Annotated in this window: 13 protein-coding genes; 11 read left to right on the top strand and 2 right to left on the bottom strand. The window is 74.4% G+C overall.

Annotation, left to right across the window (positions count from 1 at the left end):
* Positions 1 to 622: helix-turn-helix domain-containing protein (locus PATMI_RS31160; RefSeq protein ID WP_036726049.1), on the bottom strand; the 622-nt coding region annotated here is incomplete at its 3' end.
* 115 nt (positions 623 to 737) lie between these two features.
* Here PATMI_RS31160 and PATMI_RS0117360 point away from each other — a divergent pair.
* From PATMI_RS0117360 to PATMI_RS31180, 9 genes are all read left to right on the top strand, one after another.
* Positions 738 to 1,520 carry a segregation and condensation protein A gene (locus PATMI_RS0117360; RefSeq protein ID WP_026911789.1) on the top strand — a complete coding sequence of 261 codons (783 nt, stop codon included), beginning with the start codon at positions 738 to 740 and terminating at the stop codon, positions 1,518 to 1,520.
* Entirely contained in the window at positions 1,517 to 2,377 is an 861-nt protein-coding gene (gene scpB / locus PATMI_RS31165) for an SMC-Scp complex subunit ScpB (protein ID WP_245604187.1), read from the top strand. The genes PATMI_RS0117360 and scpB overlap by 4 nt, the downstream gene beginning before the upstream one ends.
* A 14-nt stretch (positions 2,378 to 2,391) precedes the next feature.
* The gene (locus PATMI_RS31170; RefSeq protein ID WP_051471930.1) at positions 2,392 to 4,005 is read left to right on the top strand and encodes an SIR2 family protein; all 1,614 of its coding nucleotides are present in this window, start codon (positions 2,392 to 2,394) and stop codon (positions 4,003 to 4,005) included.
* Positions 4,006 to 4,237: 232 nt separating this feature from the next.
* Positions 4,238 to 5,278 (top strand): sulfate ABC transporter substrate-binding protein, encoded by a 1,041-nt coding sequence (locus PATMI_RS0117375; protein WP_026911790.1) that lies wholly within the window; start codon positions 4,238 to 4,240, stop codon positions 5,276 to 5,278.
* Positions 5,279 to 5,381: 103 nt separating this feature from the next.
* Complete coding sequence (cysT, locus tag PATMI_RS0117380; protein ID WP_026911791.1) at positions 5,382 to 6,164, top strand: sulfate ABC transporter permease subunit CysT; 783 nt, start codon at positions 5,382 to 5,384, stop codon at positions 6,162 to 6,164.
* A complete protein-coding gene (gene cysW / locus PATMI_RS0117385) occupies positions 6,154 to 6,960 on the top strand; it encodes a sulfate ABC transporter permease subunit CysW (RefSeq protein ID WP_026911792.1) in 807 nt (268 codons plus the stop codon). Before cysT ends, cysW begins: the two co-directional genes overlap by 11 nt.
* Positions 6,957 to 8,015, top strand: a complete 1,059-nt coding sequence (locus PATMI_RS0117390) for a sulfate/molybdate ABC transporter ATP-binding protein (protein ID WP_084270034.1) — start codon at positions 6,957 to 6,959, stop codon at positions 8,013 to 8,015. The genes cysW and PATMI_RS0117390 overlap by 4 nt, the downstream gene beginning before the upstream one ends.
* 203 nt (positions 8,016 to 8,218) lie before the next feature.
* On the top strand, positions 8,219 to 9,043 hold the full coding sequence (locus tag PATMI_RS31175; RefSeq protein ID WP_084270035.1) for a collagen-like protein: 825 nt from the start codon (positions 8,219 to 8,221) through the stop codon (positions 9,041 to 9,043).
* Positions 9,043 to 11,220: a S53 family peptidase gene (locus PATMI_RS31180; protein WP_157260828.1), complete on the top strand. Its 2,178-nt coding sequence runs from the start codon at positions 9,043 to 9,045 to the stop codon at positions 11,218 to 11,220. Before PATMI_RS31175 ends, PATMI_RS31180 begins: the two co-directional genes overlap by 1 nt.
* A 127-nt stretch (positions 11,221 to 11,347) precedes the next feature.
* Here the strand turns inward: PATMI_RS31180 and PATMI_RS0117405 are convergent, their stop codons facing one another.
* Positions 11,348 to 12,004: a peroxiredoxin-like family protein gene (locus PATMI_RS0117405; RefSeq protein ID WP_026911794.1), complete on the bottom strand. Its 657-nt coding sequence runs from the start codon at positions 12,002 to 12,004 to the stop codon at positions 11,348 to 11,350.
* A 208-nt stretch (positions 12,005 to 12,212) separates the two neighbouring features.
* On the opposite strand from PATMI_RS0117405, the gene PATMI_RS0117410 reads away from it, so the two are divergent.
* Together PATMI_RS0117410 and PATMI_RS31185 are read left to right on the top strand one after the other, a co-directional pair.
* Entirely contained in the window at positions 12,213 to 12,833 is a 621-nt protein-coding gene (locus PATMI_RS0117410; RefSeq protein ID WP_026911795.1) for a TetR/AcrR family transcriptional regulator, read from the top strand.
* The coding region (locus PATMI_RS31185) for an RNA polymerase sigma factor (protein WP_084270036.1) at positions 12,830 to 13,304 on the top strand (475 nt) is incomplete at its 3' end. The genes PATMI_RS0117410 and PATMI_RS31185, both read left to right, overlap by 4 nt.

Genomic DNA, 13,304 nt, shown 5'->3' on the forward strand with positions numbered 1-13,304 from the left:
GGGCGGACGGCACGCCGGGCTCGAGCGCCGGCCACGGCACGGCGAGGCACGCCGCCGCGGGGTGCGTCCAGCCGCGCTCGCGGGCGGGCGCGCCGTCCCGCACCGCGGCGACGAGACCGCGCACGGCGTCGGCGCTCCCCGGGCTCGCGGCGCTGTACTGCGGCCACGGGTCCTGCGCCACGAACGGCGCCACCCCGCCGGGTGCGAGCTGGGCCAGCAGGGCGATCCCGCCGGCGGTCGCCCACAGCGCCTCGGGCGCGTCCCAGCCGTCGGTCGACGGCGCCTCGGGCCCCGGGGTCGTCGCGATCAGGAGGGGCCGTGGACCGGCGAGCTGCATCACGTAGGTCGTCCCGCCGGTGAGACCGCTGACGACGTGCGCGATGCGGGCCGCCCGCGCGATCGTGCCGCGGGTGTCGCCGGCGGCACCGAGCGCCTGCGTCCGCGGACCGAGGCGGTAGCCGCCGGCGTCGCGGACCACCCAGCCCTCCCGGGCGAGGAGCGCGAGCGTGCGCGACAGCGCGCCCTTGTCGATGCCGAGGCGGCGCGCGAGCTCCCGGACCCCGACGGAGCGGTCCCCGAGCTCCTCGAGGATCGCGAGACCGCGCTGCAGGGCCTGGGACACGACGTGCACCGTAGACCGTTGCGGGATCGGCCGCCAGATGTTGCCGGGGAGGCAACGCCAGACGGGGCCGGCGAGCGCCGGGGCGCCGACCGGGTGGCTCGCTACCCTCGTTGCGATGCGCGCGACCGCCTACGTCGCGGGTCTCGAGCTCGACCTGGAGGTCTTCAGCGGGCCGTTCGACCTGCTGCTCACGCTGATCCTCAAGGAGGAGGTCGACCTCCTCGAGGTCGACCTCGCCGAGGTCGTGCTCACGTACCTCGACCACCTGGAGTCCCGCGGCGAGCTCGACCTCGAGGTCGCCACCGAGTTCCTCGTGCTGATCGCCTCGCTGCTCGAGCTCAAGTCGCGGCTGCTGCTGCCGCGCGAGGAGGAGGACGAGCTCGGCGAGCTCCAGCCCGAGGAGGCCGCGGAGGAGCTGATGGAGCGCATGCTCCAGGCCCGCCGGTACCGCCACGCGGCCGACCACCTCGAAGGCCGCCTGCAGCAGGAGGACGGCAAGCGGTTCCGCTCCGCGCCCCTGCCGCGCCACCTGCGCGTCTTCACCGAGCAGGACGCGATCGCCGTCCACAGCCCGAACCGCCTGGGCAAGGCCATCGGCGGGCTCCTGCGCCTGCCCGCGCGCGTGGACCTCCACCACGTCACGCTGCAGCGGGTCAGCCTGCCCGAGCGCCTCGCGCACCTGCGCTCGCTCCTGCGCCGCGGCAGCTTCACCTTCAGCGAGGCCGTGGGCGACGCCGACCGCACCACCGTGGCCGTGACGCTCTGGGCGCTGCTCGAGATGTACAAGCAGGGCGAGGCCGACTGGACCCAGGTCGAGCCGTTCGCGGAGATCCACGTCGCCGGGGTCGCGCCCGGCGCCGCACGCTGGTCGGCGGCGACCCGCGAGGCCGCGGCGTGAGCGGGCCCGACCGCTCCGACGACTTCGACGTCGAGTCCACCGCCGAGGAGCTGCCGCCGGAGCCCGAGCCCGTCGAGGCGGTCGTCGAGGAGCTCCTGGACGAGGCCGAGGTCGAGCCGCCGCTGCCGCCCGAGCAGTCCGGCCTCGCCTCGACGGTCGAGTCGCTCCTCTTCCTCTCGTCGGAGCCCGTGCGGCTGGACGACCTCGCCGTCGCCTGCGACACGGGCCCGGAGGAGGTCGCGGCCGCGCTGAACGAGCTGCGCCGCGTGTTCGCCCCCGGCCGCCGGGGTCTGCTGCTGCGCGAGATCGGGGGCGGGTTCCTCCTGTCCTCCGCGCCGGAGACCGAGCCCGCGGCCCGCCGGCTGCTCGCCGCGCCGCGCACCCCGCCGCTGACCCCCGCCCAGGCCGAGACCCTCGCGATCGTCGCCTACCTGCAGCCGGTCAGCCGGCCGGAGATCACGCGGATCCGCGGCGTGGCGGCCGACTCCGCCTGCAACACGCTCACCGAGCGCGGCATGATCGAGGAGGCCGGGCGCTCCCAGTTCGGCGCGGTCCTCTACCGCACCACCGGGCTCTTCCTGAAGCTCTTCGGGCTCGACGGCCTCGCCGACCTCCCGGACCCCTCGGCCTGGGACCCGACGCCGGAGGAGACCGCGACCCTCCGCGAGCGCCTGATGATCGCCGGCGACGCGCGGGGCGGGGGCGACGCGGTCGACGGCGACGACCCGACCGAGCGCCCGACGCTCGACCTCACCGGCGCCGCCGCGCCCGCCGGGCACACGGCGTCGGAGTTCGCCCCGACCGCGCAGCAGGATCCGGGTGACGAGCCGGACACCGCTCCGGACCCCGCGGACTGATACCCCTACGGGGGATGTCGCCCGGCCGCCACCTCTTCGTCACGCGTGGCGACCTCACGGCCCTGCACTGCGACGCCTGGGTGCTCCCGACCGACCGCGAGGGCACCGTCACCGCGCCGTGGGTCCCCGAGCTCGAGCGGCTCGGACGGGGCGAGGCCGACGCGTACGGCGGACGTCTCGACGAGGCGGCGCGACGGGACCTCGAGGCGACGGGCGCGGCGGTGCTCCGGGCCCCGACCCGCACGCTCCCCGGCGTCGTCGCCTGCGACACCGCGGTCGCCCACGGCGACGTCGGCGCGTGCGCCGCGGCGGCGTCGACCGCGATCGGGCACGTCACCGCGCTCGTGGCCTCCGCCGGGGCGCTCCCGACCGGCGCCCTCGAGCTGCCACGGCCCCGCACCCTCGTCGGCCTGCCGACCGTCGGCGTCGGTGCCGGCGGCGGCCGCGACGTCCGCGGGGCCGTCCTGGCCGGTCAGATCGACGCCGCGCGGGCGACGCTCGCGGCGGGCGACGGTCCCGACGTCGTCCTCGTCTGCTTCGACCACGAGCACTACGCCGCCGCCCAGCGCGCCCGCCGGGCCGCCGGCGTCGGCGCCGAGCTCGCCGCGGTCCTGGGCGACGACCTGCACGGGCGCGTCGAGGCGCTGGCCGCCCACGCCCGGGCCGGCCGGCTGGTGCCGTTCGTCGGCGCCGGGGTCAGCATGGGGGCGGGGCTCCCGTCGTGGGTCGGGCTGCTCGACGAGCTGATCTCCGAGGCCGGCATGGAGGCCGACCGCGCGGCTCTGGACCGCGTCGACCTCCGCGACCGCGCGGCGCTGATCCAGAGCCGGCTGGGGGCGGGCGAGCTCGAGCGCATCCTGCTCGAGCGCCTGACCGCCGCGTCCCGCGTGGCGCTGCAGCACCAGCTGCTCGCCTCCCTGCCGGTGCACGAGGCCGCGTCGACGAACTGGGACGATCTCTTCGAGCGGGCGTGGGTCGACGCGGGGGCGGGGCGCGTCGCGCAGCTGCCGTTCGACGGCCAGACCGGCGCCGACCACTGGATCGTCAAGCTCCACGGCACCGTCCGGCAGGGCAAGCTCCACGGCGTCGTCCTGACCCGCGACGACTACCTCCGCTTCGGCGCGGAGCGCAATGCGCTGGCGGGCATCGTCCAGTCGCTGCTCCTGACCCGGCACATGCTCTTCGTCGGCTTCGGGCTGAGCGACGAGACGTTCCACCGGATCGCCCACGACGTTCGCCAGGTGCTCGCGGACGGCACCGGGATCCCCGAGCGTCAGGGGGCGTACGCGACGAGCCTGTCGCCGTCCCGGCACTCCGTCACGGCCGAGCTCTGGAAGGGCCAGCTCGACGTCGTCTCCACCCGCCGCGCGGCGGACGGCGAGGGCCGCGCCGGCACGGCGCCCGCCGCGCGCCGGCTGGAGATCGCCCTCGACCTGCTCGGCATGCTGTCGGTCGACCCGCTCGGGCACCTGCTGGACCCGTCGTTCGACGGCGCGCTGACCGCCGAGGAGCGCCGGCTGGCCGAGGCCCTGCGCCGGTTCGCCGACACGGCGGGGCCGCTGCTGCACGACGCAGGGCCCGCCGGCGACGCGGTCGGGCGGTGGCTGGACCGCATGCGGGAGCGCTGAGGGACCCGCACGGCACGGACGAGCGCGCTCCGCCCGTGCGCCGGCCACCGGGTGCGATCGCCTCGCGCTGCGAGCCGGGGGAGGACCACGTCCCGTCCACCCTCCCGAGCGGACGGGGTCGACGGGTGACCGATACCTGATCAGGCTTGCCGCAACCCGCCTGCCCGTGCCCTAATATCCCGAAACTCGATCAGGGTTTTTCGCCCTGCCAGGTCCTCACGAAAGCGTGAACATGCGTTCCTCGACACGACTCCCAGCTGCTGCGGCCGTCCTCGCGACGGCGGTCCTCGCCGGTTGCGGAGGGTCCAGCGACAGCACGAGCGACACCGGGTCGTCCTCCGCCGACAACGCGAAGACGAAGCTCTCCCTCGTCGCCTACTCGACGCCGCAGGTGGTCTACGACGAGGCGGGTCCCGCGTTCGGCAAGACGACCGCAGGGGCGGGCGTCGGCGTGGTCGGCTCGTACGGCGCCTCGGGCGACCAGTCGCGCTCGGTCCTCAACGGGGCGGACGCCGACGTCGTCGCGTTCTCCCTCGAGCCGGACATGACGAAGCTCGTCAAGGGCGGGTTCGTCGGCTCCGACTGGAACGCCGGCCCGAACAAGGGCTTCGTCTCCAACTCCGTCGCCACGTTCGTCGTCCGCAAGGGCAACCCGAAGGGCATCAAGACCTGGGACGACCTGATCAAGCCGGGCGTCAAGGTCATCACCCCGAACCCGTTCTCCTCGGGCTCGGCGAAGTGGAACCTGCTCGCCGGCTACGGCGCCAAGAGCGACGGGGGCAAGAACCCCGCCGCCGGTCTCGCCTACGTCAAGACGCTCCTGACGAAGAACGTCAAGCAGCAGCCCGCGTCCGGCCGCGACGCCTCGTCGGCGTTCACCTCGGGCGACGCGGACGTCCTGATCTCGTACGAGAACGAGGCGATCACGCTGCAGCAGAAGGGCGCGAAGGTCGACTACGTCACGCCCGACGACACGATCCTGATCCAGAACCCGATCGCGGTGACGGCGAAGAGCAAGCACCCCGCGCAGGCGAAGGCGTTCGTCGACTACCTGCTCTCGAAGCCCGGCCAGGAGATCTTCGCCAAGCACGGCTACCGTCCGGTCGACGACGCGGTGCTGAAGGCGAACGCCAAGACGTTCCCGGACCCCTCGGGCCTCTTCACCATCGACGACCTCGGTGGCTGGTCGAAGGTGAACGACGAGTTCTTCGACCCGGACAAGGGCTCGATCGCGAAGATCGAGCAGGACGCGGGTGTCTCGACCTCGAAGTGAGCCGGTTCCGGCGGACGGGCCCTCGCCCGACGCCGGTACCGGTGCAGCAGGACCCGGAGCGGGCGGTGCCCGCTCCGGCGCGCGCCGCCGCCTTCCCGAGGGGATGCTCGGTCTGGGCGTCGGGTCCCTCTGGCTCAGCATCATCGTCCTGCTGCCGATCGCGGCGGTCGCCGCGAAGTCGCTCGACGGCGGCTTCGGCGCGTTCTGGGACGCCGTCACGACGCCGGCGGCGCGCTCGGCGCTGGGCCTGACGCTCGTCGCCTCCGCCATCGTCGCGCTCGTCAGCGCGGTGACCGGCACCCTGATCGCCTGGGTGCTCGTCCGCGACGAGTTCCCCGGCAAGCGGCTCGTCAACGCCCTGATCGACCTGCCGTTCGCGATCCCGACGATCGTCGCGTCGATCGTGCTGCTGACGCTCTACGGCAGCGACAGCCCGCTCGGGCTGCACCTGATCGCGACCCGTCCGATCATCGTGATCGCGCTGCTCTTCGTGACCCTGCCGTTCGTCGTCCGGTCGGTCCAGCCGGTCCTGATGGAGGCCGACCGCGAGGCCGAGCAGGCCGCCGCGACGCTCGGCGCCTCGAACCTCACGATCTTCCGGCGGATCATCCTGCCCACGATCGGACCGGCGCTCCTGTCGGGCATCGGCCTGGCGTTCGCCCGGGCGATCGGCGAGTACGGCTCGGTCGTCCTCGTCGACGGCAACATCCCGCAGAAGACCCAGGTGACGTCGCAGTACATCCAGGGCCGGCTCGAGAGCAACCAGGACGGCGTCGTCGACGTCGGTGCCGCGGCGAACTCGATCGTGCTGCTCCTGATCGCCGTCGTCGTCCTGCTCGCGCTCCGCATCGCCGCGAGCCGGGGGAGCCGCCACCATGCGCGTTAGCCGCAGGGCGCAGCTGTCGCTGCGGACGCTGGCGCTCGCCTACCTGTTCGTCCTGCTGATCATCCCGCTCGGGATCATCCTGTACCGGACGTTCGAGCACGGCGCCTCGGCCGTGATCGACAGCGTCACGACGCCGGCCGCGGTCTCCGCGTTCTGGCTGACGATCGAGATCGTCACGATCGCCGTCGTCCTGAACACGGTCTTCGGGGTGCTGCTCGCCATCGCCCTCGTCCGCAGCCGGGTCCGCGGGAAGAGCATCATCCAGGTGCTCGTCGACCTGCCGTTCGCGGTCTCCCCGGTCGTGGTCGGCGTCTCGCTGCTCCTCGTGTACGGCAACGCCGGCTGGTTCGGGACCTGGCTGGCCGAGCACGGGATCAAGGTCATCTTCTCCGTCCCCGGGATGGTGCTCGCCACGATCTTCGTGACGGTGCCGTTCGTCGTCCGCGAGGTCGAGCCGGTGCTGCGCGAGATCGGCACGGAGCAGGAAGAGGCCGCGGCGACGCTCGGCGCGTCGCGCTGGCAGACCTTCTGGCGGATCACGCTGCCGGCGATCCGGTGGGGCCTCGCCTACGGCGTGATCCTGACGATCGCCCGGGCGCTGGGCGAGTACGGCGGCGTCAGCCTCGTGTCGCAGTCGAAGCCCGGCGAGTCCCAGACCCTGACGCTGCTGGTCAAGAGTCGCTACGACAACCTCGACGAGGCGGGCGCGTACGCCGCAGCGACCCTCCTCATGGTCATCGCCGTGGTGGCGTTGATCATCATGACCGTCCTCGATCGCAAGAAGTCCAACGTATGAGCGACCCCGTCACCACGGAGCCCACCGGCGGCGACGCCGCCCCGACGGAGATCACGGGCGACACGAGCCTGATCGCGGACGCCGGATCGCACGCGATCGTCGTCACGGGCCTGAACAAGCACTACGGCGACTACCACGCCCTGCGCGACGTCGACATCACGATCCCGAACGGCTCGCTGACCGCGCTGCTCGGGCCGTCGGGCTCCGGGAAGTCGACGCTGCTGCGGGCGATCGCGGGGCTCGAGGTCCCGGACGAGGGGACCGTCGTGATCGGTGGCGAGGACGTCACCTTCATCCCGCCGCAGCGGCGGGAGATCGGGTTCGTCTTCCAGCACTACGCGGCGTTCAAGCACATGAACGTCCGGGACAACGTCGGCTTCGGTCCGTCGATCCGGAAGCAGCCGAAGAGCGAGATACGGGAGCGCGTCGACGAGCTCCTCGAGATCGTCGGCCTCGCCGGCTACCAGGAGCGGTACCCGTCGCAGCTCTCGGGCGGACAGCGGCAGCGCATGGCGCTCGCGCGTGCGCTGGCGGTCCAGCCGAAGGTGCTGCTGCTCGACGAGCCGTTCGGTGCCCTGGACGCCAAGGTCCGTGAGGACCTCCGCGCCTGGCTGCGCCGCCTGCAGGCCGAGACCGGCGTGACCACCGTCCTGGTGACGCACGACCAGGAGGAGGCGCTCGACGTCGCCGACCACATCGCCGTGCTCAACGCGGGCGCGATCGAGCAGTGGGGCACCCCGCGCGAGGTCTACGAGACGCCGGCCAACGAGTTCGTCATGACGTTCCTCGGGCCGACCGCGACGCTGGAGGGGAAGCTCGTGCGTCCCCACGACCTCGTCCTCTCGCTCGAGCAGATCGAGGACGCCGTCCCGGTGACCGTCGTGCGGGTCGTGCACCTCGGCTTCGAGGTGCGCGTCGAGCTGGAGGACCGGGACGGGAACCAGCTCTCCGCGCAGACGACGCGCGGCGAGGCCGCCCGTCTGGACCTGGACGTCGGCCAGGCGGTCTTCGTCCGCACCGGGCACCCGCCGTTCCCGGTGGACGCGCCCGCCTGACCACCGGCCCGGTCCGGCGGCCTCCGCCGGACCGCGCCGGACCGGTCGTCCGGCCGTCCGAGATCTCCGCGGGACGACGCGCCGTCGCGGCACGCGATTGGCGTGTCGGCGCTCCACCACCCGGCGTAGGGTGAGCGCTCGGGCGACGGTTGTGCCATGCATCCGTGGCGGGGGCCGTCGCCGATCCCCCCAGGAGGTCCCCCATGAAGTTCCGTCCCGGACGGCCCTCACCAGCCATGCTGGTGGCCGTCCTCGCGCTCGTCGTCGCCCTCGGTGGCACCGCCACCGCGGCGTCGGGCCTCATCACCGGCCGGCAGATCGCGCCCTCGACGATCACCGGTCGCAACGTCCAGAACCACTCGCTGACGGCGGCCGACCTGGCCGCCGGCACCGTGCGCACCGGGAGGACCGGTGCCACCGGTCCCGCCGGCCGCACGGGCGCGACCGGCCCCGCGGGCGCCGCAGGCGCGCCGGGTGCCCCAGGTCCCGCAGGTGCCGCGGGACCGGCCGGCCCGAAGGGCGACGCCGGTGCCGACGGCGCCCCGGGCCCGAAGGGCGACCAGGGCATCCCCGGTCCGAAGGGCGATCCCGGCGTCAAGGGCGACCCGGGCACGCCGGGCGTCGCCACGCCGACGGTCGTCGAGTACCGCGTGTCCTCGCACGTCGGCGCTCCCGCGCTGTCCGCCGCGCAGGCCGCGGACCCGTACCCGGTGAAGGCCGGCGGCGCCACGAACGTGACCGCGGGCGCGAAGTGCGACGCCGGGAGCTACCCCGTCGGCGGCGGCGTGCTCCCGAGCGACAGCCGCGTCGGCGCGATCGCGATCACCGGGCTCATCCCGGTGGTCAACCCGGACCCGACGCAGCCGAGCGGCTACGTCGCCGCGGTCGACAATCTCACCGACGAGGACCAGGTCTTCCAGGTCTACGTCAACTGCGTGAAGGCGAAGGCCGACACGGAGAAGCCCGTCTCGGACCTGCCGGACGCCGTCCGCGCCCGCTACACCCGCGTGCTGAAGGAGTCCAAGTGATGCCGTCCCCCGATCAGCGCGGCCCCCGCGCCGCGTCCACCACCTCCCGCGACGCCGCCGCGGCGTCCCGACCGATCTCCGGCGACGGCGCGGCCCGACGCCGGTCCGGGCGGACCGCCCGGGCCGCCGTCCTCGCCACCGGTGCGGTCGTCGTGCCCGCGCTCCTCGTGCCGTCCGCCGGAGCCGCGTCCACCGCCGTCCGGCGCGTCGACCACATCGCCGGCGTCCAGCGCGCCGCGGACCGCACCGCGGTCGAGCCGTCGTCGTCGCCGGCCGCCGCCCGCGCCGTCCCGTCCGGGACGCCGTCCGGTGCGCGGCGGTCCCTGCGTGCGGCCCGGCCGGACTGGGCGAGCAGCGGTGCCGCGCTCGGCCGCGTCGACCGGTCGCAGACCGTGCCGGTGCGCCTGACGCTCGCGTGGCGCGACCCGGACGGCCTGGCGGCGCTGAACCGCGACGTCTCGGACCCCGCGTCGTCGTCCTACGGGAAGTACCTGACGCCGTCGGCGTTCCGGGATCGCTTCGCGCCGACCGCGGCCACCGTCCAGAAGGTCGCCGCCGCGCTCCGGGCGCGCGGCCTGACCGTCGACGGGGTCTCGCGCAACGGGTCGCGCCTGACCGCCCACGGCACCGCGCCGGAGGTCGAGCGGGCGTTCGGCACCGCGCTGAACGCCTACCGGGTGAAGGGGAAGGTCCTCCGTGCCGCCGCCGGGACCCCGACGCTGCCGGCGGACATCGCCCCGGCCGTCGCGGCCGTGCAGGGGCTCGACCAGTCCGGGGCGTTCACGAAGCCCGGGGCGACGCCGGCGCCGGTCTTCCGGAACGCCGGGCCGTGCTCCACGTACTGGGGCGAGAAGCTCTCGACCGGGACGCCGGACGCCTTCGGCGGACCGGTGCCCGTCGTCCCGTGCGGCTACACCTCGAAGCAGCTGCGCTCCGCCTACGGCCTGCAGACCGGCCAGGACGGCGGCGGCAGCTCCGTCGCGATCATCGACGCGTACGCCTCGCCGACGATCGAGAAGGACGCGAACACCTGGTCCGCGAACCAGAGCGTCCCGGCGTTCGCGAAGGGCCAGCTCGACCAGTCGCTGACGCCGTACTGGATCACCCAGATCCCGGAGACCCCCGGCGACGGCGGCGACGACCCGCAGGGCTGGTACGGCGAGCAGACGCTCGACGTCGAGGCCGTCCACGCGATGGCGCCCGGCGCGAAGGTCGTCTACGCCGGTGCGCGCGACCCGTACGACGCGTCGCTCGACGACACGCTCAGCGACGTCATCGAGTCGGGCAAGGCGCAGATCGTCTCCAACTCCTACGGCGAGACCGAGGGCGACACGTCCGAGGCGTCCCGTGCCGCGTTCGAGACGATCGCGCAGGAGGCCACCGCGACCGGTGTCGGGCTGTACTTCTCGTCGGGCGACAACGGCGACGAGGTCGTGAACACCGGGGTGCGGCAGGCGGACTTCCCGTCCGGCAGCCCGTCGGTCACCGCGGTCGGCGGCACGTCGGTCGGCATCGGGGCCGACGGGCAGTGGCTGTTCGAGACCCCGTGGGGGACCGACAAGTCGAACCTGAACGCGGCGGGCACCGGCTGGGAGCCCGCCCCGGGCGACCCGTCCGGCTACACCTCGGGCGGGGGCGGCGGCACGAGCGCGTTCGCGGCGCAGCCGGCGTACCAGGCACCGGTCGTCCCGCCGGCGCTGGCGACGAAGTACCCCGGGGCGACGTCGGCGCACCGCGTGGTGCCGGACGTCTCCGCGATCGGCGATCCGAACACCGGGTTCCTCATGGGCCAGACGCAGACGTCGCCGGACGGCAGCGTCGCGTACTCGGAGTACCGGATCGGCGGCACGAGCCTCGCCTCGCCGGTGACCGCCGGGATCATGGCGGTCGTCGACCAGGGCCGCGCGGCGAAGGGCCTGCCGCGGACCGGCTTCGCGAACCCCGCGCTCTACGCGGCGCCCGCGTCGGCGTTCCACGACCAGGCGGACGGCTCCCGCGCCACCCGCGGGGTCGTGCGGACGGACTTCGTCAACGCGGCGGACGCCACCGACGGCCTCGCGGTGAGCCTGCGGGCGATCGGCGACACCGGCACGCTCAGCTCGATCCCCGGGTACGACGACTCGACCGGACGGGGCAGCCCGAACGGGACGGCGTTCTACGAGGCGCTGACGAAGTGACCCGGTGACGGGACGCCCGGTCCGCGCGAGCGGGCCGGGCGCGGGGCTCCGGCGCCGGCCCGCTCCCGCATCCCGGTGCGGCGCCGGAGCTGCCGGGACACGACCGTCCGCGGGGCCGCGCCCGGGCTCACGCGAGGCGCGACACCGCTTCGAGGATCGCCGCCGGCTCCGTCCGTCGCGCGTAGTTCGGCTGGACGTCGATCCACGCGATCGTGCCGTCGCGGTCGACGAGCACCACCGTCGGCATCGGCAGGCCGGCGGTCCCGTCGGCGTTCACGGCCGTCACGTCGAGGCCGAGCTCGCCCTGCGCGGCCCGCACGTCGTCGGAGGACGTGAACAGGACGCCCAGCGCGCTCGCGATGCGGTTGCCGGGGTCGGAGAGCACGTCGTAGGTCAGCTCCGCCTTCTCGCTGATGCTGAGCGACCCGTCGGGCGTCTGCGGGCTGACGGCGACGAGCCGCACGCCCCGCTCGGCCAGCGGGCCGGTGAGGTCCTGCTCGTAGGCGCGCAGCGCCACGTTGCAGTACGGGCACCACGCTCCGCGGTAGAGGACGACGACGGCGGGGGCGCCCTCGCGGGTCGCCGCGAGCGTCGTCGGCTTCCCGTGGACGTCGAGGAGCTCGCCGTCCGGCATCGCGTCGCCGGCGCCGAGGACGTCGGCGGGGAGGCCCGCCGCGTCGAGGGCGTCCTGCTCGGCGCCGAAGCGCGCAGCGATCTGCTCGGGGAGCTCGATGTCCGACAGCGTCGTCCGGATGCGGTCGGCGAGGGTGGTGGAGGTGGTCATCGGGTGGTCTCTCGTTCGGGGTGCGTGGTGGAGATGAGGGGACGGACGGGCGGCGACCGTCGACGGCGACGATCGAGCCGGTGACGAAGCGCGCCTCGTCGGGACATCGACCGCCGCTCATCGAGTGGACGAGATCGTCCAATCGGCCTGCGGGGCGACGCTACCACGAACTGGACGGGATCGTCCAGAATCGCGATACGATGCGGCCATGCCGTCCGAACCGACGACCGCCAGGGGCCGCGCGACACGGGAGCGGATCGTGCTCGCGGCGGCCGGTCTGGTCGCCGAGCGCGGGGTCGCCGGCATGTCGCTCGACGACGTGTGCGCGCAGGCCCCGGCGTCCAAGAGCCAGCTCTACCACTACTTCGACGGTCGGGACGACCTGCAGCAGGCGGTGGCCGAGACCACCTGCGGGACGGTGATGGACGTCCAGGCCGACGTGCTCGGGGGCTTCGACACCCTCGACGGTGCGGAGCGGTACCTGGACGCGCTCGTCGCGCTCCAGGAGCAGCGGGGCGCGCGGGGCGGCTGCCCCATCGGATCGCTGGCGGGGCAGCTGGCCGAGCACCACGAGGGGTCCCGCCTGGCGCTCGCCGACGGCTTCGACCGCTGGGAGACGGGCTTCCGCGTCGGGCTGCAGGCGATGGCGGACCGCGGGGACCTCCGTGCCGGGACGGAGGTCGCGACGGTCGCGACCCAGGTCCTCGCGGCGGTCCAGGGCGGGCTCCTCCTCACCCAGGTCCGCCGCGACGCGCGCCAGGTCCGGATCGCCATGGACGGGGCGCTCGCGCAGATCACGGCCGCCCGCCGGCACGCGGGCCGGTCGTGAGCGCCCTGCGCCCTGCGCGGGACGGCGGCGAGCCCGACGGCTCCGAGCGCCGCCTCCTCGACCAGCTCCGCAGCGGCGACGAGCGGGCGTTCGACCGCCTCGTGTCCCTGCACTCCCCCGGGCTGCTCCGCGTGGCCCGCACCTTCGTCTCGACCCAGGCCGTCGCCGAGGAGGTCGTGCAGGAGACGTGGCTCGGCGTCCTGCGCGGGATCGACCGCTTCGAGGGCCGCTCCTCGCTGCGGACCTGGATCTACCGGATCCTCACCAACCGGGCGCGGACCCGCGGGGTCGTCGAGCACCGCACCGTCCCGTTCGCGACGCTCGCCGCGCGCGAGCTGGGCGAGGGCTTCACGGCCGTCGATCCCGAGCGCTTCCTCCCCGCCGACCACGACCGCTGGCCGCACCACTGGGCCGCGCCGCCGCGTCGCTGGGACACCTCGCCGGAGGCCGCGCTGTCGCACGCCGAGACCC

The sequence above is a fragment of the Patulibacter minatonensis DSM 18081 genome, from assembly GCF_000519325.1.
GTDB classification, from domain to species: domain Bacteria; phylum Actinomycetota; class Thermoleophilia; order Solirubrobacterales; family Solirubrobacteraceae; genus Patulibacter; species Patulibacter minatonensis.

What these genes read in the sequence shown, in the direction of transcription:
- PATMI_RS0117360 (WP_026911789.1), top strand. Translation starts at nt 738, where the DNA reads ATGCGCGCGACCGCCTACGTCGCGGGTCTCGAGCTCGACCTGGAGGTC.
- PATMI_RS31170 (WP_051471930.1), top strand. Translation starts at nt 2,392, where the DNA reads ATGTCGCCCGGCCGCCACCTCTTCGTCACGCGTGGCGACCTCACGGCC.
- PATMI_RS0117375 (WP_026911790.1), top strand. Translation starts at nt 4,238, where the DNA reads ATGCGTTCCTCGACACGACTCCCAGCTGCTGCGGCCGTCCTCGCGACG.
- cysT (WP_026911791.1), top strand. Translation starts at nt 5,382, where the DNA reads ATGCTCGGTCTGGGCGTCGGGTCCCTCTGGCTCAGCATCATCGTCCTG.
- cysW (WP_026911792.1), top strand. Translation starts at nt 6,154, where the DNA reads ATGCGCGTTAGCCGCAGGGCGCAGCTGTCGCTGCGGACGCTGGCGCTC.
- PATMI_RS0117390 (WP_084270034.1), top strand. Translation starts at nt 6,957, where the DNA reads ATGAGCGACCCCGTCACCACGGAGCCCACCGGCGGCGACGCCGCCCCG.
- PATMI_RS31175 (WP_084270035.1), top strand. Translation starts at nt 8,219, where the DNA reads ATGAAGTTCCGTCCCGGACGGCCCTCACCAGCCATGCTGGTGGCCGTC.
- PATMI_RS31180 (WP_157260828.1), top strand. Translation starts at nt 9,043, where the DNA reads ATGCCGTCCCCCGATCAGCGCGGCCCCCGCGCCGCGTCCACCACCTCC.
- PATMI_RS0117405 (WP_026911794.1), bottom strand. Translation starts at nt 12,004, where the DNA reads ATGACCACCTCCACCACCCTCGCCGACCGCATCCGGACGACGCTGTCG.
- PATMI_RS0117410 (WP_026911795.1), top strand. Translation starts at nt 12,213, where the DNA reads ATGCCGTCCGAACCGACGACCGCCAGGGGCCGCGCGACACGGGAGCGG.